Below are 22,518 nucleotides of genomic sequence, written 5' to 3' on the forward strand. Positions count from 1 at the left end.
TGATAACACCTAGTTCTAACATCTGTGTACCTATGCATATGCTAGTATCGGCTTTGCTGGGATTTATATATAGGCTAGCAAATGTCTTTAGTGCATATTTTTCCCGAAGATCCGATTTGTGTCGTTGCCGGAAGTACTTTTGCAGACAGAGTGACATGCCTGTGGAAATGATTGCTCTCCAGACTGATATGGACCATTGAGCGTGGTGTTCATTATAGAGCTAACACGACATGGCTAATTCGTCATTTTAAAACGATTTGAGCACGGCGACAGGCTGTATATTCAAGCTCAGCAGATCTGGTTGATCCTTGTTGCTTTTATTGAAAGCAGCAAGATTTAGGGCATAGAGGGAAAAATATCAACGCTATATTATAGCGACCTGGCTTTGCGTATGGGCGGGGAAGAGCCTGGTGCTGTCCGAAAATAACGATATTGAGCAAGACCAAAGAGCTGTTTTTGAGGAAGACTGGTACAGCATACGGGTGCCCACAACGGGAATGTTGCGCTCTGTCTGGGAAGACAAGCAAGCGTGAAACTGTTTTTAGCAGGCAGGGCATTCCGATCCGCCCTGCCTTTCAGGGTAAAAGAAGAAGAGTTGAACTGTCAGAACCCAATGTCATCACGGTTTGCCCGTCACTTACGATACGAACAAATTCCCCTCGGGCCAACACTTTTAATATCTTATGAATGCCACTGCCACCGCGCTTCAATATTGCTAGACCACATCAGCTAATGCAGACGTATTGAAGGAAGAGTGGGCCGATGGGGGCGGCGGTTAATCCACCGATTCAACTTGTGCGGTGGTTTGAGCCAGCGCCAGCGCGGACAGCGCCTCATCGGCCAGACGGGCGAAATAGGCCGCCGCCGGAAAAATCGCCTGCTCGTCGGGATTAAAACGGGGATGGTGCAGACCGAACTCGCTGGCCGAACCGATGCTGACAAACGTCCCCGGCACCTGCTGCAAATACAGCGAAAAATCCTCCCCGCCCATTTGCAGCTCCGCCTCCTGTACCTGATAGCCGGCATCGGCGGCCACCCGCTGGCTGAAATCAGCCCAAACCGGCGTATTCACCACCGCCGGCGGTCCCGGAAACCACGACAGCGACGCCTCGGCGCCCATGGCGCTGGCCACCCCGTCAATCACCCGTGTCAGGATATCCGGCACTTTCTCCCGCACTTTCACGTTATGCGTGCGCACGGTCCCTTCCAGCTCAACCGTTTGCGGCAGTACGTTCCAGGTATTACCGCCCTGGATACGCGTCACGCTCACCACCAGCGATTCCAGCGAACTGAAATTACGGCTCGGCAGGGTTTGCAGTGCGTTCACGATCTGGCTGGCGGTCACGATGGTATCGATACCCTGCTCGGGTTTAGCCGCATGGGCGCCTTTGCCGGTCACCGTTATCTGGAAACGGTCGATATGGGCATAAAACGCGCCGCGCCGGGTGGCGAAAGTGCCCACCGGCAGCTCGGGCGCGTTATGCATGCCGAAGATCGCCGACACATTTTCCAGCGCCCCGGCGTCAATCAGATGGCAGGCGCCGTTGAAATTCTCTTCCGCCGGCTGGAACAGTATCCGAACCTTGCCGGGCAGGGAGGCTTCACGCGCCTTTAACAACAACGCCGCGCCCAGCATCACCGAGGTATGGACATCGTGGCCGCAGGCGTGCATCACGCCAGGTTGGCGCGAACTGAACGGCACGCCGGTAAGTTCCTCGATGGGCAAGGCGTCAATATCCGCGCGCAGGGCGATGAGCGGCGAGGATGGCCGGCCGATTTCGGCCACTACCCCGGTTTTCAGCCCCAACGGTAAAATCCGGATGCCCGCGTCGGTCAGCCAGCGGGTGATTTTTTCCGTCGTGGCAAATTCATGATTGGATAATTCCGGATGGGCGTGCAGTTCGCGTCGACAGCTAATCAATTTTTCAGCAATATTGCCAGACATAGGGCATTACCCTTTCGTTAGATAAAAAGATCAGATAAAAAATTATCTTAGCGGGTAATGTTAAATCGCAGTAAATACTGTTCGGTTATATTACATAGCCATCGGGTCTGATGACCGGCAGGGGGCCGTTGCCGGCCCACCCTTATTTCCGGGGTTTATTCGTCTTTGGGAAAATCAGCGCCGCGCGTCACATCGGCCCAGCCGTCGAAATCCCGCTGCAGGAGCTTGATTTTTTTATAGGCGTTTTCAAGCGCGGGATTGCCCAGCAGCAAACGCAACGGCGGTTGCTTGGCTTCCACCGCTTTGACGATGGCCTTGACGGCGCGCACCGGATCGCCCGCCTGCTTGCCGCTGTTATCGCGACTGGCGCGAGCGCGCACATGCGCGGTCTCGGCATAATCGGCAATGGTCTGCGGCGCCTCGTCGGCCGAACGGCCGGCCCAGTCGGTGCGAAACGGCCCCGGCTCGACTATCAGCACCTTGATACCCAGCGGCTCCACTTCCTGCGCCAGCGACTCGGAAAGCGCTTCCACCGCGAACTTAGTGGCATGGTAAAAACTCAGCGAAGGGAAGGTGGTGATGCCGCCTATCGACGAAATATTGACCACGGTGCCGCCGCGCTGCTTACGCATGGCCGGCAGAGTGGCCCGGGTCATGGCGGTCAGGCCCCAGACGTTGATATCGAACATCCGGCGCACATCGTCCAAATTGCTTTCCTCGAACGAACCGAAGTAACCGATACCGGCATTGTTCACCAGCACATCGATACGGCCGAACTTCTCAAGCGCGGCGCTCACGGCGGCATCCACCTGCTCCTGCCGGGTGACGTCCAGGGTTAACACCAGCGCATGATCCTCATGGCCGGCGATCAGGTCCTTCACCTGGTCCGGATTACGCGCGGTAACCACCGTCGGGTAACCCAGCGACAGTGTATAACCGGCCAGCTCGCGGCCGAAGCCCGTGGAACAGCCGGTAATAAACCATACGGGTTTCTCTTGTTGTGTCATCTTATTCTCCAGGGTGTACAGGATAATGAACCTTATCGCTCTGTGGCAATAAAGCATCTGGTTAGCATAGTGTAATACCACGGCCCGGGTTGCAACCGACGGAAAATGCTTAACACGGCGCATTGCCCGCGCGTAAGCGCGGATAGCCATTCAGTCCATGCCATTAATAAAGGATGGCGGGCATGTAAACACGATGTTAAAAAATAAATAAAAGTCCGCTAAATCCGGCCGAAATACTGCAAAGCAGCTATCACATCTCCCCTTTTACCCTATTTTTTCCGCCGCCGCCACCGTCCCGATGTCAAAGAAATTTGTCCATATTGGGGCAAAAATTATTTTTAAATCTCAAAAAAAGTGCTGTAACAAAGCTATAACCTCAAGATTATGTGAGGTTAATCACGCCAAAACACTAAATGCAATCATATACTCCGCCGTAAATAGAAACACTATTTCAATTTAAATGAATTTAAGTTTCTTTTTAAATCTTACAAAGTTTCATTCTCAATAACCGCAACGCTTTCTCTGGGATGGTACGACATGAGGATAATAAAAAATTTACGTTGGTATATGATCGGGATGGTGATGCTTGCCACCGTGCTTAACTACCTGGCGCGAAATTCGCTGGCGGTAGCGGCCCCGACCATCATGGAGCAAATGCACTTTAGCGTGCAGCAATATTCTTATATCGATGCCATCTTTAAAGGCTGTTACACCCTGACGCAGCCCGTGGCGGGCTACATCCTGGACCTGCTGGGCACGAAGCTTGGCTATCTGCTGTTCGCCATTGCCTGGGCGGTGCTGAATATGGCCCATGCCTTCGCCGGTAGCTGGGTGGCGCTGGGTATTCTGCGCGGCGCGCTGGGCATGGCGGAAGCGGCGGTCATTCCGGCGGGCCTCAAGGCCTCGTCAGAATGGTTCCCGGCCAAGGAACGCCCGGTTGCCGTGGGCTGGTTCAACGCCGGCGCCGCTATCGGCGGGGTATTGGCGCCGCCGCTGGTGGCCTGGGCCATCATGGTGCACAGCTGGAACTTTGCGTTTCTGTTGACCGGCGGGGTCAGTTTGATTTGGGCTGTGGGTTGGTACAAATTATACAATACGCCGGATAAGCACAAAAATATCTCCACCGAAGAACGTGACTATATTTATGCCGGCCAGGAAACTCGCCATCACAGCAGCAATACGCAAAAGGTACCGGTAAGCCAGTTACTCAAGGATAGCCAATTCTGGGGTATCGCCATTCCGCGCTTTCTCGCCGAGCCGGCCTGGGGCACGATAAATGCCTGGGTACCGTTATTTTTATGGAAAGTCTACGGTTTTGATTTGAAGCATATCGCCATGTTTGCCTGGATGCCGCTGCTGTTCGCCGATGTGGGCTGTATCCTCGGCGGCTATATGCCGGGCTTTTTCCAGAAACATTTTGGCGTTACGCTTATCGTATCACGCAAGCTGGTGGTGACCGTCGGCGCGCTGTGCATGATTGGCCCGGGGCTTATCGGCTTATACCATAGCCCGTATTTCGCCATCGCCATGCTGTGCTTCGGTGGTTTTGCCCATCAGACGCTGTCCGGCGCGCTGATTACGCTCTCCTCGGATCTCTTCGGGCGCAATGAAGTCGCCACCGCCAACGGCCTGACCGGCATGATAGGCTGGGGCGGATCGACCTTGTTCACCCTGGTGGTCGGCGCATTGGTGGGCATTATCGGCTTCTCGCCGCTGTTCCTGATGCTGTCGATATTTGAAATTACCGCCATGATTATCGTCTGGACCGTGGTAAAGGGGCGTCCTGATAAAACAACGCTGGAACCAACCCCCGCGGTTTAACGGCGGTTGATATCGCGGGGCGTGCGCCACGACCCGCGGGGAAAAAATAACGTCCCGCGCCGCTATCCGGCCGGGACGTTTTTATTTTCCATGACCGCTCACACAGGGCATGCAGCTCCAAAAGGGATTGTGCTGCGCCGATTTTTCCGTATAGGGCGGCGGCGGTTCGTCATAGGGCAAGCGGGGATCGCCGTCTTTCGTTTTCCCGGGCAGCGCGGGAAAATGCACCGGCCTTCCCGGCCGCGTGGCCGTATTCGACCCCGGAGAAAGGCGCGCGCCGCCGCGTGCGTCGACAGCGGCTTTAACCCTCCCCAGCCGGGATTTATCGGCGGTACTCCCCTTCTTCGGCGCCTGATAGCGCGGATAGGTGTCGGTCGGATTGCCTGATGTCTTGGCACCGGCTGCGGACGCCTTGGCCACCCCCTTTGCGGCGCCGGCATCATCCGCCCCCCGGCTGGAGCCAATCTTCACGGAAGGGGAAAAAGCCTGGGGGATGTTTTGCACCGGTTGCGCCAGGGGAATGGCGGTGGAATTGATTGATGTGTATCCAAGACCGCCCTGTGGGATGGCCGAATGATATGGCCAGGCGCTGTGAGCGGAAGCGAAACGCGCGTTAATCTCCCTCCGGTCGATATAGTGTGGATCATAGGTTGACGAATGCTCGCATCGATTGCGCGAGTTCCAATAGTTATTATTCATTAAAATAGTACTCCGGTCATGTGATCAACTGGTGCGGATCGCTACAAAAAAGAATGGGGTCAAACTACAATTATGAAATACATGACTTAAATAACGGTGTAATAACGTCGATTGCGCAAGGGCGGCGCCGGTCAATGTGTTATTGCCCCGCGCGTCGATAGGGGATAAGGCGGGGGTAAACCGTCGCTTCAGATTCCGGCCGGTTTGGGCTATCTTAAGCTTGGCGAATTCACCACTCTTTTACCGCCGGCGCGGCGCTGACGCGCGCCGGTTACAGGCCGCAATGGACAATCAAACCGATAATCAAGCGCATCCGGACAAGCCCGCCGCCCAAGGCGGCGGACGCTGGTGGCAGCAGGGGAAACCGCCGGATTACCGTTTTTCGCTGGCCAACGAGCGCACTTTTCTGGCCTGGATACGCACGGCGCTGGCGTTTCTGGCGGGGGCGGTGGGCATCAGTCAGTTCGCGCCGGGCCTGGGAACGCATCAGGTGCGCGCGGGCCTGGCGGTGCTGTTGTCCGTGATGGCGGCAAGCCTTGGCATCATGGCGTACCGGCGTTGGGCGGCCAGTGAGCTGGCCATGCGCACCGGCGCGTCGCTGCCGCATACCCCGCTGCTGTTGATGATGGCGCTGTTCGTGGCGGCCGTGGCCCTGGCGTTGACCGCGCTTATCCTGCTGTCATGACCGGACCTCGATTGCGCGGCGCCGACAGGCCCGCTCCGCCGGACCCCGGCCTGCAGCCAGAGCGCACCTGCCTGGCATGGTCGCGCACCGCTTTTGTCGCCGCCGTTAACGCCTTACTGCTGCTGCGCGGGGCGACGATGGGCGGCAATCGGCTAATGCTGGCCGGCGGCGTGTTATGCTTGATCCTGGCGGGGATGATGTGGCTGTGGGGATATGGCCGGCTAACGCTTGACAAGCCCCGGCGCACGGCCTTTGGGCAGGGCCGCTGGATAATGGCGCTGACCGCGCTTATCCTGGTTTCGATCAGTGCATTGACCGCGCTGTCGGCCCTGAATGTGTTTAATGGGGGATAATAACCCTCCCCACTATGGAACTGTGATATTTATCACTGAACTATATTAAGAGTAATCTTAATATGCACCCCATCCTTTACAGAGCTAACGCCTTGGCCCCAGGCCATGAGCGCCGGAGATAAGCGCCGGAAAGGATAACGTCATTTTCTGACGGCCCCGGCTAACGGGGCTTTTTTTCTCAGAAAAGCGCATCGGCTACTTACCTCCTCGCAAGAGGGAGTACAGCAAAGGTTGTCGGTGCGCTTCTTTGTCCTTGTTTTCCTCGCCGGTCAGGCATACATAAACGAAACAAAACCGATAATAATCACGGCGAGCGCCGCGAGAAAAGTGATGTCGTTGGTTTGCATAAGTTGCCTCCCTTTTACCTGTACTCATTGTGGCCTTTACCCGGGTAAACGAGTGTGACTGATGAAACATTTTGCCCAATGAACAGTCATAATTTTATTAACGGGTGGCGCGTCGGTGTATATCCTGTTCCGGCGGGCGCCATGCGATAAAAGGATGCTGATGACCATGTCCGGACTGACCGATCGCCAGATCAGAGAGGTGTTGCCGCAGCTGCGCCGCTTTGCCCTATGGCTGACGCGCGATTCCGCCGGGGCTGACGATTTGGTTCAGTCGGGCCTTGAGAAGGCGTTAACCGCCTATGGGGATCTGCGGCATGAAGACAACCTGCGGGTTTGGCTATTCTCTATCCTCTACCGCCAGTTTATCGACGGGGAGCGACGTAAAAAACGCTATTCACGTATTTTATCGCTGTTTAAAGGCGAGGAAGAATATGCCGCCTCGCCGGAGGAGCTGGCGCTGACCGATGCCATGCTGACGGGGTTCGCCGCGCTGCCCACCGAACAGCGGGCCGTCCTGCTGCTGGTCGGCGTCGAGGGCTTGCGTTATAAAGAGGTGGCCGAGACCTTGAACATCCCCCTTGGCACCGTGATGTCGCGGCTATCGCGCGCGCGCAGGCAATTGCACGATTTGGCGGAAGGCCCCGCCGCGCCCGTGAAGCCATCGTTAAGGAGACTAAAATGACGACCCGGACGCCCACTGAAAACGATCTGCTGGCCTATGTGGACCGCCAGCTCGATGAGACGCAGCGCCGGTGGGTCGAGCATTACCTGGCCCAACATCCGGCGGCGGCGAAAACGGTCGCCGGATGGCAAACCGATACCCAGCGGCTGCGGATCGCCTTGACCCGCGCCGCAGACGTGGCGCCGGCGTCGGATCGAGCGCCCCCTTATCTGCAGCCGCAGGCGATACGCCGTCGGATTCAGTCCCGGCGCCAGACGCGCCTGGCGCTGGCCTTTACGCTGCTGTTTTCCCTGGGCGCGGGCGGTATTGCCGGCTGGCAGTTCCATGATATGGCGATGGGGCGCCGTGCCCTGCCGATGGAGGACGCGGTGCGCGCCTACCAGCTGTTCAGCCAGGATAAAACGCCGGTCTTGGATATGGTGGCCGATAATCGCGACGCGATGAACAACTGGCTCAGCCGCTATTTTATCAACGGCGCCTCGCCGCCTGATCTTGACGCCTATGGCTTCACCCTGGTTGGCGGTCGCCTGATGGCGACGGAAAGCGGCCCGTCGGCGTTAATCGTTTATCAGGATCGCCAGGGGACAAGGGTCACCTATTATATCCGCCCGCACGGCCCGGTCGGCATGAAAAGCGGCAAGCGCGAGACCCGCAGCCTGCTGGCGCAGTACTGGAGCGATAATCAATACAATTACGCCATGGTCAGTCCTTTAAATAACAGCAGCACCGCGCCGGTGCAAAACGCCGTCGCCACCTATACCGCCGCCCGCAGTTTATAAGCGGGTTGGCGCGCCCCGCCATCGGTTGGCCGATGGCGGATAAAAAAACCGCTGCCAGGTTAATTAGTTTTTAACTTTGTTTAACTAATGTTTATGGTGGTTGTGGCATAACGTGCGCTGCAAGAATTTCGCCTTAACTGATCCCCTGGGTTACCGGTATATGATCCAGGCGGCATAATTATGGTGTTGGTAATAATTGTTGGTGACAATTGTTGGTGGTAATTGTTGCTGCGGGTATTGCCATCAGGGAGTGATCATGTGACGTTGTTATATAAATGGGCGGCGGTTCCGATACTGTTGCTGGGGCAACTGCCCGACGCGCTGGCATCAACCGCCACGCCGGACCCCGGGCCAGCGCAGGATAAAACCCTGTGGGAAACCTTCGGCGGTAATATGCGCAAAACATGGCGTGACTCCCCTGGACAGGATATTTATTTGCCGGCGATAACCTGGCATAACCGCTATTTTTATGATGACGAACATCTGCGGCGTTATAATGAAAAACCCTGGGGCCTGGGATACGGAATTTCACGGCTGGACGAACGGGATAATTGGCACGGGCTGTATGCCATGGCCTTCAAAGACTCTTTTGATCGCTGGGAACCTTTCGCCGGCTATGCCTGGGAATCGCAATGGCGGCCCCTGGCCGATAATGATTTCAGGCTGGGCGCCGGCTTTACCCTGGGGGTAACGGCCCGGCATAACTGGCATTATTATCCCGTCCCCGCCGTGCTGCCGCTGGCGTCGCTAAGTTACCGGCATATCACCTTCCAGGGCACCTATATCCCGGGTACGCGCAACAACGGCAATGTATTATTCGCCTGGCTGCGCTGGCGCATTTAACCGACGGCGCCCGCTGTGTTACCCGGCCACCTGGATAGAAACCGTCGAGAGGCAAAACCGCTTAGCCAAGCCGGGCGCGCGCCCGGGGTTAACGCGAATGACATAAACAGAACTAAACAGTACTAAAGGTGCGCTCCGACTTGCGGCCTGGTTTGTCTGTGCTAAACATATATTAGGCCTAACAAAAGGAGTTCGTTATGAAAAAAAGCTTATATGTTTTATCCGCATGCGTGTTAACGCTGATGCTGGCGGGTTGCGCCGATAACAATTATGCCATGCATACCAATGACGGACGCACTATCGTCAGCGAAGGCAAACCCAAGGTTGACGATCAGACCGGCATGATAAGCTATAAAGATGCTAATGGGACCGAACAGCAGATCAATCGCAGCGACGTTAAGGAGATGATGGAAATCAAGCACTGATGCTTAACGTTGGCAGCGGAAAAAACCCCATTTTACTGGGGTTTTTTTATGGCCGCGCCATCAGTAAGCGGAATCCATGGTGGATAAGCACAGAAAAAGCAGTCGAGCGCGTGAGACTTTATTTCTTGGACCCGCGCAGGGCCTTTTGATACTGGCCGGGCGTAATCCCCATAAAGCGCCGGAACCAGCGGTTGAAATGGGCCTGGTCGGCAAAGCCGGATAATATTCCGGCCTGGCTGAGCGTACAGTTATTTCTTAGCAGCGTGATGGCATACCGCACCCGCGCCTGACGCTGATAGGCATGGGGCGTCATGCCGTATTGGCGCTCAAAGGCACGAAACAGGCGAAACTGCGTAATACCGGCTTGCAAAGCGATATCCATCAGGCTGACATGGTCGCCCAGATGTTCGTCCAAAAACTCCCGCGCCCTGCGCACCGCCGAAAGCTCGGGGCCGCCGGCCGGCAGCTTGGCGGCGTCCTTGACGTAGCGCGTCATCAGGGTGTTGGAAAACGCCATATAAGCCCGATCGCGATATAACTGCGAACCCTGGGTTTCCGAGCTGCGGTGCAGCGCATACAACATAGCGGTAAGTTCGGGGTCCTTGATAATGGGCCCCGAAATCGACAAGGAATGCCTGGCGCCGCGTTCGTCAACCTGTTGACGCAGGTTTTCAATATCGACATACAGCGTGCGCAGGCTCCATCCCCGCGACGTGACCGGCCAACCCGCATGCGGCTCATCGGCATCAATAGCGTACAGATCGCCGCGTCGCGCGATAAATTCATTACCCCGCGTGCGGATGCGGATATTGCCTTCGGTCAGCAGGGCGAAGCAGGCCGTGTCATGGGTATGCACGTCATAAGAAAAATCCACAAAGGTGCCGCGCAGCAGCTCGGCCCCCAGGTCGGGCGACCGCCATACATTGACGTCGGATGGGTTAAACGGCATGGAAACATCCTCTGGGGCCAGGGTGCGCGGGCGCTTATAAGGTTACATCAATCCGAACCGCCAGGGCAACGGCTTGCGGCTTCGCCTGCGACCCCACGGCATTTAGCCGGACGATTATCACAGCAGCCCGAGTTTAGCCACGATTTTACTGATGGGTTTGCGCTCGCCGATCAGGGCGACGCCAACATATTGCAGCTCTTCGGTGACCACCTGGGCAACCGCCTGCTGGAAAGCGGCGTAATCGGTGGTCTGCTGGCCCTGGACGGGAAAATCAATGATATCGCAGCCCGATCCGGCGCCTTTGCCCCGGATGACGGAAAGCGTGGCCCGATCGGCCGCCAGCACGGTGATGCCGATGGGAATAAGGCCGGGATGCTCGCACCCGCTGGCATCAACCAGCGGCGGGCCGACCAATGCCGGATGGCGCTGGCCGACGGTAAGGGCGATAACGGCGGCGGCGTTTGCCGCCCGTCCCGCCGGCAGTTCGCTGTCGATGATGATAACGCAGCGCTCGGGGGTGTTTGTTGCGACTGACATGCCTGATACTCCATGAAACAAAAATTCCCGTCCATGATAAGGCGACGCGTCGCCGCCGTCTTGAACGCTATTGCATGGCTATTGGCGCTGGCAGAGGGTATGGACACGGGCGCAAGGTATTCGCGGCGGCGCAGATAACCCCGAAGGCCGGCGAGGTCAATCGGCAAGCGCCCTGGTTGGGTTAAAAGCCTGTCGCGGCGGCGGGCGGCGCGACGGGCATGTTGCTTAGCGGCGGATGTTGAAATGCGCGACGGCGGGGTCGGCCACCTGGCGCGGTAGATCCGCCTCCCAGGCCAGATAGGCGGCGCTGGCGGCGGCGTTGCCGTCATGGCGGTCATGTACCCAGAACAGGTAGTCAATCTGCTGGGCGGCGGGAGGATCCTGCGGGCTGCTTTGCACCGTCAGGCCGGCGGCCCGCCAATCCTGCGGCGAGCCGGACACGCGTTTGGCATCGTAACCGGCGGCGATTAAATCGCGCGCCACACCCTCGGCCAGCGGCCCCTGCCCGGCAAAGACCAGTATCCCGGCGGCGGTATCCGCCACGGCGGGCAGGGCATCGGTAAGCCGCGAACGGTTTACCCAGCGCGCCCCGGCGGGATGAGCGAGGCGATAATCCCAACTGCGATCGGCGCTCAGCGCCAGCGCGCCGGCCGCCAGCCGTCGGCTGGCCTCGTGCGCGTCGATAACCGGCACCGACGGCAACGATTGCGGCGACGACGCGACCGGGCGGGCATCCGCCGCGTCGAACCCCGGCAACACCACGGCGTCCCAGCCCAGCTGCAGCAGCCAGTGGGCGGTGGTGGTGGCCCGTATGCCGTCGTTATCATTGAGCACAATGCGCGCGTTACGCGTGCCCGCCCACTTATCCAGCGATTGTACCAACTGTCCGCCCGGCGCCCAGCGGGCACCGGCCCGGTGGCCGCGCAGATATTCGTCATGGTTGCGCACATCAAACAGATAGGTGGTGCGCTGCGGATCCGACTGCCATTGCCCGAGCGTGGCGGCGTCGATAACCCGCACGCCATAGCGTTGCGCCAGCGCGGCCGCCCGCTCGGCGGACGACTGTTGCGCCCGTTTGCTCAGCGGCGGGAAGTAGCGGGCATCATCCCGTACCGTTGCCAGATCGGCCAGCCGCCATCCCTGGGTGCCGCCGGACAATGCCACCACTTTATTGGGTACCCCGGCATTGATCAGGGTTTGCGCGCCGATAATGCCGCGGGTGCGGCCGGCACAGGAGACCACCACCAGGGTTTCGGGCGACGGCACCAGATCGTCGAACCGATAGAGCAGTTCGGCGCTGGGCACGGCGATGGCGCTCGGCACGTGGAAGCGGTCGTATTCCTCCACCGTGCGGCTGTCCAGCAGGATGTAATCCTCTTGTCGTTCAATCAGGCGCGCCAGTTCATCCGGGGTAATATCCGGGGTATGCAGCAGGTGTTCGACGAACTCGGCAAAAGCCTTATAAGGCACGTTGACGCCCTTGAACAGCGGCTGGCCGCCGTGTTCCCAGGCCGATACCCCGCCGGAAAGGAAATAAAGCCGGTCATAACCCAGGGCGGATAAGCGCGCGATGGCCCGCGCGGTCACGTCGGCCTCGTCGCCAAGCAGAACCACGCGCGTGCCGGCGCGGGGCACCAGCGGGGGCAGGGCGGTTTCCAGCAGGCTGTAGGGAACGTTAACCGCCAAAAGCGGGTGGCCTTCGCCGTAAAGGCCTTCTTCACGGATATCGATAAACGCCAGCTCTTCGCCATCGTTCAGCCAGTCCAGCAGAGCGGGCAGCGTAACGGGCCGCCCGCCGTCATCTTGTAAAGTCATAAGTGCATCGCCTGTCTTGAGTAATAACGCGTTAAATACGCAGGCCCGCCTGCTTGAGCAGCGGCATGATCCGTTGGCCGAAATAGGCCAGCTCGGGTTGATAATCGACAAAACACAGCTGTAGCCCGTCACAGCCGATTGCCTTGAGGCGGATAATGTTTTCGGTTATCTGCTCCGGCGTGCCGACCAGCTGGATATTGCCGCCGACAATGCGCTCGTTGCGCTGGTGGCCGCGCCAGGAGCGGCTGTCGCCGGTGGCATGGGTATGGAAAAACCCTTCCAGCGCATCATGGTCGGCCTGCTCGATAATCGCCTGATAGACCGCCTGCGCCTCGGCCTCGGTATCGCGCGCGATGATAAGCGGGTTGACCAGGATGCGTACGTCGCGGTTGATAGCGCGCGCCGCCTCCCTGACCTGGCGGGTGATATCCGGCAGCGCGCCGATCGCCGCCTCGAAGGACGCGCCGGCCGGGCTGGTCACGAAGATAAGGTCAGCCTGGCGCACCGCATGGGCGATACCGGCCGCCGAACTGGTGGCGCTCACCATGACGGGGCGGCCGAAACGGGGCTTTGGCGTCACGAACGCCTGGTTCAGCTCCCATTGCTCGCTGTGGTAATCCAGGTTGTCCGTGCCGGTCCAGAGCTGCTGGAGCAGCGAGACATATTCGCCGGCAAGGGTATAGCGATGGTCATGGCCGGGCTGTTGCTGGCCGAACATGGCCCATTCGTCTTTACGAAAGCCGGTGACGACGTTCAGGCCCCAACGGCCCCCCGAGATATGATCAAGCGTCGCGCCGAACTTGGCCAGATGCAGCGGGTGCCAGGGGCCATAGAATATATGCACCGTGGAAATCAGCAGGATGCGTTCGGTAATGGCCGCGAGAGCCGCCGCGGTCATCAGGGTGTCGAGCGCGGTTTCACGGTAGCGGATCTCGCCGCCGAATCCGCCCTTTGACAGCCAGTGCGCCGGCCCGAACACCAGTTCAAAACCCAGTGCCTCGGCCTGGCGCGTGAGCGCGGCGTTGTAGTCAAACGTCCAGTCGGTGCCCCTGGGATAGGTCGATATGGTCCAGCCGCCGTTGTGGATGGGTAAAAACAGGCCGAGCATCAGCGGCTGTTCCATCGCGATGCCCAGCGGGCTGTCCGGCGGGAGCGGCGGCAAAACGGGATAATCCATAGGTCACCTCAAATGTGAGCGCCGTTGCGGGGCAAACGATCGTTAAGCACGAAATCGCCGCGCAAAAACCATCGGGCTATCATTCCCGGGCGTCAGGTTAATCACGGTAGTCCGGCTCGCGCCGGTCAAGCAGGCGCCGCAGCGCCTCGAAATGCAGCTGGTAGCCGGGTTTATACTGCGCGCCCGGCGAGTCGTGCAGCGGGGTGTTGTGGATCTGGTCCTGCACCTTATCCACCTGTTCCGCGCTCAGTCCGCGCAGGCGCTGGCCGGTCCACAGGGCGAACAGCTGCACCCGCGCGGCGCGCTCCAGGGTATACAGGCGGTCATAGGCTTCGGCGGTGGAGCGGCCGGTCACCAGCACGCCGTGATTGCCCATGAACAGAATGGTTTTTTCACCCAGGATGGCCGCCAGCCGCTCGCCTTCCAGCGGATCGCGGGCCAGGCCGTCGTAGCCCTCGTCATAGGCTATCTGATCGAGCAGCAGCGCCTCGGTCTGGCCGAGCGCCAGCAGATGCTGGCTTTCCAGCCGGGTCAGCGCGCCGGCGTAGGGCATATGGGTATGGAACACCGCCTGGTGCTTGGCATGGGCGGCATGGATCGGCGCGTGTATACAGTAAGCGGAGCGCTGGATGATGCCTTCTCCGGCCAGTTGCCTGCCGTCAAAGCCGATGGTCATCAGCTGGCTGGCCCGCACTTCCGACCAATGCAGGCCAAAAGGCGGCAGCAGGAAACGATCGTCGCTGCCCGGCACCGCCAGGGTGAAGTGATTATAGATACCTTCGCTGAAGTCGTGCCAGACCGCGAGGCGGTGCGCGGCGGCGAGATCCAGCCGGGCCTCGCGCCCGGCCGTCGCGTCGCGATCGTCGGAGGGGAAAGAACTCATATTATTTTCCTTCAGGTTGCAATGAGACGTCTTTAAGCGACGATAAGGCGCCGTCCGGCGCGGTGCTTACGCCTTTGAGCCGGGTGCTGTAGACGGTAAAGTTCTGCTGTTCCACCAGGGGGATCACCGGCAGGTCGGTCTGGGCCAGGCGCTGGAACTCATGGAATTCGCCGGCCCGCTTGTCGGGATCGCTTTCCACCTGTAGCCGCTCGATAATCTGGTCCATCTTGGGGTTGGTATAATTCGAGGCGTTGGACCAGGGCGTGCCCTGGGCGATATTCTTGCTCCAGTAATGGCGCAGGCCGCCGATCTGCGGGTCCATCATCGGTACCCAGCGGCCGGTCTCGATATCAAAATCATAATCGCTGTAGATTCGCTTGATAAAGGTGGCCAGGTCCTGGTTACGTACCGTCAGCTCAATGCCTATCTTGCTCAGGCTCTGGCGAATGAATTCCGCCTGGTTCTTGAACCCATCGTTGACCGGGAAGTAGTCGATGGCGAGCCGGAAACGCACGCCCCCCTCTTTTCGCGGGTAGCCCGCCTCGTCCAGCAGTTTTTCGGCGGCGGCGGGATCGAAGGCATATTGCGGCACATCGTCGGTGGTATAAAAACGTTTAAGCGACGAGGGCACCGGGCCGGTGGCGGGTTTGCCCAGGCCGTACCACACCACGTCCACCAACGCCTGTTTATCGATCGCCCGAGCGATGGCCTGGCGCACCTTCAGGTTGGCCAAAATGGGGTTTCGCAGGTTGAACTCCACAAAGGTATAGGCCGCCGACGAGTCGTAGCCCTGCTTGGTCACCACCAGATGCGGATTCTGGCTCAGGCGTTGCACATCGGAGAGGGGGACCGAATCATAGGGAGCATAAAGCACGTCGCCGGTTTCCAGCGCGGCGGCGCGCGATCCCGCATCGGGGATAATACTGAAAATAACTTTATCGACCTTGGGTTTGCCGCTGTCCCAATAGTCGGGATTGCGCGCCAGCTCGATATATTGTCCGCGCTGCCATTTCACGAACCTGAACGGCCCGGTGCCCACCGGCTTGGCATTATAAGGACTGGTGCGCACATCGCCGCCGGCGAACAGATGCGCCGGTAAAATCTCCGCCTCGTTGGCGTTCAGCGAACTTAAAACGACCAGCGACGGATGGTCCAAGCGGAATATGGCCGTGTGGTCGTCCGGCGTTTCCACATCCCTGAGCGCGGCAAAGGTGGTGCGCCCGCGCGGATGCACCTTTTTCCATAACTCCAGCGCCGAATATTTTACATCCGCCGAGGTAAAGGGCTGTCCGTCGTGCCATTTCACCCCCTGGCGCAGGTGAAAGGTGATGCTCAGGCCGTCCGGCGCCACCTCCCAGGAGGTGGCCAGGCTCGGCTGCGGCTGCATATCACTGTCATAGGAAACCAGGCCCTCATAAATATTATTGGATACCACCCCATTGGGAAAGTTGGTATTGAACGCGGTGTTCAGCGCCACGGGTTCGGGTTGGACCAGGGCGACCAGGGTACCGCCGGCGGCCAGGGCGGACCCGGAGGCCAGGGTGAAGCTGATGCCGATGGCGGCGAAAAAAACACGGGGCAACGGTAGGTTAAACATAGGCATAAATGATGACCTTACATCCTCAATAAATATCCGGCGCGGCAAGCGGTAATAAAAATACTTTTTTTAATTAACAATTTAGAAACACCTTAAAATATAAATTAAGGCCGTATTTGGCCAATGCTTTTTTTGAATTAACTTAGAACCTGTGCGGTAATAAAATCGATAGCACAAAGTTATCTATAAACAGCAATTATTGATATTTAATGATGTTGTCTTCGCCGCGATAGACTCTTTTCGTTTTGAATAACATCGCCTGCACCGATGTAGAACCATTTTTATAATAAAAGGTTTAAACAGATGTTGAGAAATTGCCTGTCCGCCTTCTTTGTGGGAATACTCCTACTTGCGTCATGGTTTATCGGCGCGGCCGTGGCCGGCGAACCGCCGCCGGTCAGGGGGGGAACCCTGATTGCCGCCATATATCCCGAGCCGGTCACGCTGACGGCAACCTATAATAATCAATATTCCAACCGGGTGATTTCAGCCAATATTTTTGACGGCCTGGTCTACTATGACGATAAATTCCAGCCGCAGCCCCGCCTGGCCACCTCCTGGGAGGTGGCGCCGGACGGCCTGAGCATCACCTTTCATCTGCGTCAGGGAGTGAAATGGCACGATGGGCAACCCTTTACCTCGGCGGATGTAAAATATTCGGCGCTTGAAGTATGGAAAAAGGTGCATTCGCGCGGACGGTCGACGTTTTCGGCGTTAAAAGAGGTGGAAACACCTGACGACCATACGGCTATTTTCCGCCTCAGTTCCCCCTCTCAAGTGATATTAAGCGCGCTGGACGGCGCGGAATCGCAGGTGGTGCCGAAACATATATTCGACGGCAGCGATATTCGCAAGAACCCGGAGAATGCGCGGCCGATCGGCACCGGTCCGTTTCGCTTCAAAGAATGGAAACGCGGCCAGTATGTGATATTGGAGAAAAATCCCGACTACTGGGATAAAGGCAAACCCTACCTCGACCGGGTTATTTATCGTTTTATTCCGGACGCGGCCGCCCGCAGCGGCGCGCTGGAATCAGGGGAAGTGTCCTATATCCCTTATGCCGGCGTGCCGTTCTCCGATATCGCGCGCCTGAAACAAAACCCCGAGCTTAAATTTGAGTCGCGCGGTTATGCCTATGCGGCGCAGACCTATTTTATGGGGTTCAACCTGCGCTCGCCTATTTTATCCAACCTGAAAGTGCGCCAGGCCATCGCCCATATCATCGATCGCCAGCGCATAATCGACACCGTCTGGTATGGGCAAAGCAAGCCGGAATATAGCGTGGTGCCCGCATCCCTGACCCGGTTCTACACCGCCGACGTTCCCCGTTACGATTACGATGTGGCCAAAGCCGGCGCATTGCTGGATGAAGCGGGCTATCCGGTGAAAGCCGGGGGCAAGCGCTTTACGCTGCGATTGTATACCGATCCCAGTTCCAGCCAGTTCCTGCTGGCGGGCGAGTTTTTACGCCAGGAATTCGGCAAAATCGGTATCGATATCGCCTTCTCGCCGCTGGATAACGCCACGTTCCTGAAAAAAGTCTATTCGGATTATGACTACGATATTATTTTCCAGGGCTTTGGCGTGATGCTCGACCCGCAAATGGGATTGACCCGGGTGTTTGATTCCAAAGCGCAGTCCCCCGGCGTGCCATACGCCAACGCCTTCGCCTATAACAGTCCGGAAACCGACCGGCTGATCGCCGGCTATCAAAATGAGGTCGATCCCCAAAAGCGCATCGGTATTATTCAACAATTCCAACGGCAGACCCTGATCGATTTGCCGCTGTTGCCGGTCATGGAAGCGCCATTTTTCACGGTCTACAACCGTAAATTGCACGGACTGGATTTCTCGCCGGCGGGGGCGCACTCCGGTTTTCGCGATGCCTGGATTGCCGCGCAGCCCTGACGCCACCCTTAACCGTCCCAAGCGAGGTCTTTATGTCTTTATCTTTTTCCATCCCCGACGCCGGACCGGACGGCAGGTTTGCCGAGGCGGTCGCCGGGCGCGATACCCAGGCCCCGGATGTGATAACCCAGGCCGCGGCGCTCGGCGCCCGGCTGGCGGCCGGCGCCTCCCATAGGGACCAGCAGCGCATTCTGCCGCATGAGGAACTGGACTGGGTGCTGCGGGCGGGGATCGCCGCCGCGCGGGTGCCCAAGGCTTACGGCGGTCCCGAACTGTCTTATGCGGATCTGGCGCGCGTGGTGATCCTGCTGGCAAAAGGCGATCCCAACGTGGCCCAGGTGCTGATCCCGCATTTTACCTCGGTGGAGCGTATCCGCCTGACCGGCACCGACGCCCAGCGGCAACGCTATTTTCACGGCCTGCTGCACGGCGATTTAATCAGCGGCGCAACCGGCGAACGCGGCGGACAGTTTGTCGCGGATATGACCACCCGTCTGATGCAAACGTCGCAGGGGCTGCGGCTGCGCGGTAAAAAATTCTACAGCACCGGCGGCCTGATGGCGGACCGGTTGCGCGTGACCGCCAGGGACGATCGCGGCGACCAGGTATCGGTGTTTGTGCCCCGCGCCCGGCCGGGTATTGTGCAGCACGATGATTGGGACGGCATGGGGCAACGGTTAACCGCCAGCGGCACCACTGAGTTCCTGGATGTGGCGGTGGCGGACGATGAGGTGATGTTCTACAGCCGCGACGAGGGCAAAAAGCGCAATTACCAGCCGGCGGCCACACAAATGCTGCATTCCACCATCGAGGTGGGCATCGCCCTGGCGGTGCTGGACGACGCGGTGGCCTGGGCGCATCGCGGCGCGCGTCCGCGCGCCGATTCGGGGGTACAGCGCTCCGTCGACGATTGGTTTGTCCAGCATACCATCGGCAATATCATCGCCCACGCGCACGGCGCCGAGGCGGCTTTGCTGCGCGCCGCCGCGCTGGTGGACCGGGCGGCGGCGGCCTGGCACGGCGGTGTAACCGGGGATGAGCTGGAGCAGCGGCTGATAGAAGGCTCCATCGCCACGGCCGAGGCGAAAATCGTCTGCAACGGCGCCGCCCTGAGGGCCGCGGAGCTGATATACGAAGTCGGCGGCTCTTCCGCGACCCTGCGGGAAAACAATTTTGATCGCCACTGGCGCAATGCGCGTACCCATACCACCCACGATCCGATCAATCACCGCTATCGCGTGGTCGGCAATTATTACCTTAACCGGATCCCGCCCCCCATCACCATGTATGACTGATCCCCGGCGCGGGGGAAATAGGGTAAACAAGCGGAGCCATAACCATGCCACAACAGAAAAAACAATTGCACCTGGGGGCCTTTTTGCAGGATGTCGGCCATCATATCGGCGCCTGGCGGCATCCCGACGCCCCGGTAAACGCCGGGATGAACCTGGAGCATTTCAAGCTGCTGGCGCGCCGGGCCGAAGCCGCCAAATTCGATATGATTTTCCTGGGCGATCAGATGACCTTCCAGTACGAGGAGGACGAGCATATCGGCCGCACGACGCGCACGGTAAACTACGAGCCGCTGACTCTACTCTCCGCCCTGGCGATGATAACCGACAAGATCGGGCTGGTGGCGACCGCCTCCACCAGCTATAACGAGCCGTTTAACGTTGCGCGCAGGTTCGCGTCGCTCGACCATATCAGCGCCGGACGTTCGGGCTGGAATGTGGTCACCTCCTGGACCTTGGGCGAGGCGCTGAATTTTAATCGCGACGAGGTGATGGAACACGGCCTGCGTTACCAGCGCGCCCAGGAGTTCGTGGACGTGGTGCAGGGATTGTGGGACAGCTGGGAAGACGACGCGCTGCTTAATGATAAAGCGTCGGGGCATTTCTTCGACCCGCGCAAACTGCATGTGCTGGATCACCAGGGGCGGTTTTTCAAGGTGCGCGGACCGCTGAATATCTCGCGCTCGGTCCAGGGGCAGCCGGTACTGGTGCAGGCGGGGTCGTCGGACGATGGCCAGGATCTGGCCGCGCGCCGGGCCGAGGTGATTTTTACCGCCCAGAGAACCCTTGGCGAAGCCCAGGCGTTTTACCGCGGCGTGAAAGAGAAAATGGCGGCCCATGGCCGCGATCCCGATACGCTTAAGATCATGCCGGGCGTATTCCCGATAATCGGCGAGTCCGAAGCCCATGCCCGGGAAAAATTCGAGCAATTGCAGGCATGGGTCGATCCGGAAATCGGCTGGCCGGTGCTGGCCCGCCATTTGGGCGGGGTTGATCTGTCGTCCTATCCCCTCGACGGACCGCTGCCGGAACTGCCGCCGACCCAGGGCAACCAAAGCCGGCAGGGGCTGCTGGCGGCGTTCGCCCGGCGGGAAAACCTGACCATTCGCCAGCTCTACTGGCATGTCACCGGCACGCGCGGCCACTGGGCGATTTTCGGCACGGCGGCGCAGATTGCCGACCAGCTTGAAGAACGTTTTACCGGCGGCGGCGCGGACGGCTTCAATATTATGGCCCCCTGGCTGCCGGGCGGCCTGCTGGAGTTTATCGATCGGGTGGTGCCGGAGCTGCGCCGGCGCGGCTTGTTTCGCCACGACTATACCGGGGCGACCCTGCGCGATCACCTGGGGCTGGCGCGGCCGGCTAATCGTTACGCCGGACGGGCGACGTCATGAGCGGCGGATCGCGGCGTGAAATGAACCTCGGCGTATTTGTCGAGATGACCGGTCGGCATCTCGCCGGCTGGCGCCATCGCCAGGTCAACCCTCAGGGACCCATGGATTTCGGCCATTACCGCCAGGTGATTGAGATAGCCGAGCGCGGGCTGTTCGATCTGTTTTTCCTGGCGGACGGTCTGGCCATCCGCGATCGTTCGGCCGAGCGCCTGGGGCGGGGGCCGAAGGCGCATTTCGAACCCTTAACGCTGCTGTCGGCCCTGAGCCAGGCGTCCCGGCATATCGGGCTTATCGCCACGGCGTCGACCACCTTTAACGCGCCTTTCCATATCGCGCGTAAATTCGCGTCGCTGGATTTTCTCAGCGGCGGCCGGGCGGGGTGGAATATCGTCACCTCCTCAAGCGCGGCGGAAGCGGAAAATTTTGGCGACCAACCCATACCCCCGGCCCAGGAGCGCTACCGCCGCGCCGGCGAGTTTGTCGAGGTCGTGCGCGGACTGTGGGACAGCTGGGACGATGACGCCATCCTGGCCGACCCGGCCTCGGGAGTCTATTTCCGGCCCGACGGCCTGCATGCGCTGGATCATCGCGGCGAGTTTTTCAACGTGCGCGGCCCGCTGAACATCCCCCGGCCGCCGCAGGGCCATCCCCTGCTGGTTCAGGCCGGTTCGTCGCAGGCCGGCATGGCGCTCGGCGCAAGCGTAGGCGAGATCATTTACACCGCCCAGACCACCCTGGCGGACGCGCAGGCGTTTTATGGCCAGTTAAAGGCCCAGGCCCAGGCGGCGGGGCGCCCCGCGCAGGCGCTGCGTATCCTGCCGGGCCTGTTTCCGGTGGTGGGCCGCAGCCGGGCCGAGGCGCAGGAAAAATTCGCCTATCTGCAATCGCTTATCCATCCCGAAGTCGGCCTGGCGCAGCTTGAGCACCATCTGGGCGGCGTGGATCTGTCCGGCTACCCCCTGGACGGGCCATTGCCCGATCTGCCCGATAGCGGGACGGGCGCCACCAGCCGGATAGCGCTGCTCCAGCATATCGCCCGGCGCGATAACCTCACCATCCGGGATTTATATTTGCAGGTGGCCATTGCCCGCGGCCATCCGGTCCTTACCGGCACCGCCACGGATATCGCCGATATGATGACCGCCTGGTTCCAGGAGGGCGGCGCGGACGGGTTCAATATCATGCCGGGCTGGCTGCCGGGCGGCCTGGCGGATTTTGTCGATCTGGTGGTGCCGGAACTACAGCGGCGCGGGGTCTACCGCCGGCGCTACCAGGGCGCCACCACCCGGGACATCATGGGCCTGGCGCGCCCGGCCAGCCGCTACGCGGCGCCGGTGGATTATCGTTAACGGCGGGAAGCGGGTATAGCGGTAAACCGCC

At 59.4% G+C, this 22,518-nt stretch carries 20 protein-coding genes; 11 read left to right on the top strand and 9 right to left on the bottom strand.

Annotated features, from left to right (window positions below; genetic code table 11):
- Positions 1–775: 775 nt before the first annotated feature.
- A complete protein-coding gene (locus VGC33_RS12535) occupies positions 776–1,945 on the bottom strand; it encodes a M20 peptidase aminoacylase family protein (protein WP_331121091.1) in 1,170 nt (389 codons plus the stop codon).
- Positions 1,946–2,100: 155 nt separating this feature from the next.
- Positions 2,101–2,952 carry an oxidoreductase gene (locus VGC33_RS12540; protein WP_331121092.1) on the bottom strand — a complete coding sequence of 284 codons (852 nt, stop codon included), beginning with the start codon at positions 2,950–2,952 and terminating at the stop codon, positions 2,101–2,103.
- A gap of 537 nt (positions 2,953–3,489) precedes the next feature.
- Here VGC33_RS12540 and VGC33_RS12545 point away from each other — a divergent pair.
- Complete coding sequence (locus VGC33_RS12545) at positions 3,490–4,773, top strand: MFS transporter (RefSeq protein ID WP_331121093.1); 1,284 nt, start codon at positions 3,490–3,492, stop codon at positions 4,771–4,773.
- Between the two features lie 81 nt (positions 4,774–4,854).
- Here VGC33_RS12545 and VGC33_RS12550 read toward each other — a convergent pair whose 3' ends face one another.
- On the bottom strand, positions 4,855–5,472 hold the full coding sequence (locus tag VGC33_RS12550) for a hypothetical protein (protein ID WP_331121094.1): 618 nt from the start codon (positions 5,470–5,472) through the stop codon (positions 4,855–4,857).
- Positions 5,473–5,755: 283 nt separating this feature from the next.
- Here VGC33_RS12550 and VGC33_RS12555 point away from each other — a divergent pair, with 283 nt between their 5' ends.
- The 6 genes from VGC33_RS12555 to VGC33_RS12580 all read left to right on the top strand — a co-directional run bounded on the left by VGC33_RS12555 (position 5,756) and on the right by VGC33_RS12580 (position 9,586).
- Entirely contained in the window at positions 5,756–6,157 is a 402-nt protein-coding gene (locus tag VGC33_RS12555; protein ID WP_331121095.1) for a YidH family protein, read from the top strand.
- The gene (locus VGC33_RS12560; RefSeq protein WP_331121096.1) at positions 6,154–6,510 is read left to right on the top strand and encodes a DUF202 domain-containing protein; all 357 of its coding nucleotides are present in this window, start codon (positions 6,154–6,156) and stop codon (positions 6,508–6,510) included. The genes VGC33_RS12555 and VGC33_RS12560 overlap by 4 nt, the downstream gene beginning before the upstream one ends.
- 507 nt (positions 6,511–7,017) lie before the next feature.
- Positions 7,018–7,539, top strand: coding sequence for a sigma-70 family RNA polymerase sigma factor (locus tag VGC33_RS12565; protein WP_331121097.1), 522 nt, complete (start codon positions 7,018–7,020; stop codon positions 7,537–7,539).
- The gene (locus VGC33_RS12570) at positions 7,536–8,318 is read left to right on the top strand and encodes an anti-sigma factor family protein (protein ID WP_331121098.1); all 783 of its coding nucleotides are present in this window, start codon (positions 7,536–7,538) and stop codon (positions 8,316–8,318) included. The genes VGC33_RS12565 and VGC33_RS12570 overlap by 4 nt, the downstream gene beginning before the upstream one ends.
- Positions 8,319–8,639: 321 nt before the next feature.
- Positions 8,640–9,161: a lipid IV(A) palmitoyltransferase PagP gene (pagP, locus tag VGC33_RS12575; RefSeq protein WP_331121122.1), complete on the top strand. Its 522-nt coding sequence runs from the start codon at positions 8,640–8,642 to the stop codon at positions 9,159–9,161.
- A 197-nt stretch (positions 9,162–9,358) separates the two neighbouring features.
- Entirely contained in the window at positions 9,359–9,586 is a 228-nt protein-coding gene (locus VGC33_RS12580) for a YgdI/YgdR family lipoprotein (RefSeq protein WP_331121099.1), read from the top strand.
- Positions 9,587–9,704: 118 nt separating this feature from the next.
- Here VGC33_RS12580 and VGC33_RS12585 read toward each other — a convergent pair whose 3' ends face one another.
- From VGC33_RS12585 to VGC33_RS12610, 6 genes are all read right to left on the bottom strand, one after another.
- Positions 9,705–10,535 (bottom strand): helix-turn-helix domain-containing protein, encoded by an 831-nt coding sequence (locus VGC33_RS12585; RefSeq protein ID WP_331121100.1) that lies wholly within the window; start codon positions 10,533–10,535, stop codon positions 9,705–9,707.
- 117 nt (positions 10,536–10,652) lie between these two features.
- A complete protein-coding gene (locus tag VGC33_RS12590; protein ID WP_331121101.1) occupies positions 10,653–11,072 on the bottom strand; it encodes a PTH2-like family protein in 420 nt (139 codons plus the stop codon).
- Positions 11,073–11,297: 225 nt separating this feature from the next.
- The gene (locus tag VGC33_RS12595; RefSeq protein WP_331121102.1) at positions 11,298–12,887 is read right to left on the bottom strand and encodes a rhodanese-like domain-containing protein; all 1,590 of its coding nucleotides are present in this window, start codon (positions 12,885–12,887) and stop codon (positions 11,298–11,300) included.
- Positions 12,888–12,918: 31 nt separating this feature from the next.
- A complete protein-coding gene (locus VGC33_RS12600; protein WP_331121103.1) occupies positions 12,919–14,064 on the bottom strand; it encodes an LLM class flavin-dependent oxidoreductase in 1,146 nt (381 codons plus the stop codon).
- 97 nt (positions 14,065–14,161) lie between these two features.
- Complete coding sequence (locus VGC33_RS12605) at positions 14,162–14,947, bottom strand: class II aldolase/adducin family protein (RefSeq protein ID WP_331121104.1); 786 nt, start codon at positions 14,945–14,947, stop codon at positions 14,162–14,164.
- 1 nt (position 14,948) lies between these two features.
- Positions 14,949–16,550 carry an ABC transporter substrate-binding protein gene (locus VGC33_RS12610; RefSeq protein ID WP_331121105.1) on the bottom strand — a complete coding sequence of 534 codons (1,602 nt, stop codon included), beginning with the start codon at positions 16,548–16,550 and terminating at the stop codon, positions 14,949–14,951.
- Positions 16,551–16,847: 297 nt separating this feature from the next.
- On the opposite strand from VGC33_RS12610, the gene VGC33_RS12615 reads away from it, so the two are divergent.
- From VGC33_RS12615 to VGC33_RS12630, 4 genes are read left to right on the top strand one after another with little or no spacing between them, the layout of a single operon-like run.
- The gene (locus VGC33_RS12615; protein WP_331121106.1) at positions 16,848–18,452 is read left to right on the top strand and encodes an ABC transporter substrate-binding protein; all 1,605 of its coding nucleotides are present in this window, start codon (positions 16,848–16,850) and stop codon (positions 18,450–18,452) included.
- 32 nt (positions 18,453–18,484) lie between these two features.
- A complete protein-coding gene (locus VGC33_RS12620) occupies positions 18,485–19,747 on the top strand; it encodes an acyl-CoA dehydrogenase family protein (protein WP_331121107.1) in 1,263 nt (420 codons plus the stop codon).
- A 44-nt stretch (positions 19,748–19,791) separates the two neighbouring features.
- Positions 19,792–21,138 carry an LLM class flavin-dependent oxidoreductase gene (locus VGC33_RS12625; RefSeq protein ID WP_331121108.1) on the top strand — a complete coding sequence of 449 codons (1,347 nt, stop codon included), beginning with the start codon at positions 19,792–19,794 and terminating at the stop codon, positions 21,136–21,138.
- Positions 21,135–22,487 (top strand): LLM class flavin-dependent oxidoreductase, encoded by a 1,353-nt coding sequence (locus VGC33_RS12630; RefSeq protein ID WP_331121109.1) that lies wholly within the window; start codon positions 21,135–21,137, stop codon positions 22,485–22,487. Before VGC33_RS12625 ends, VGC33_RS12630 begins: the two co-directional genes overlap by 4 nt.
- Positions 22,488–22,518 lie beyond the last annotated feature (31 nt).

Origin of the sequence: Acerihabitans sp., from assembly GCF_036398755.1 — a bacterium.
Lineage (GTDB): Bacteria > Pseudomonadota > Gammaproteobacteria > Enterobacterales > Enterobacteriaceae > Acerihabitans.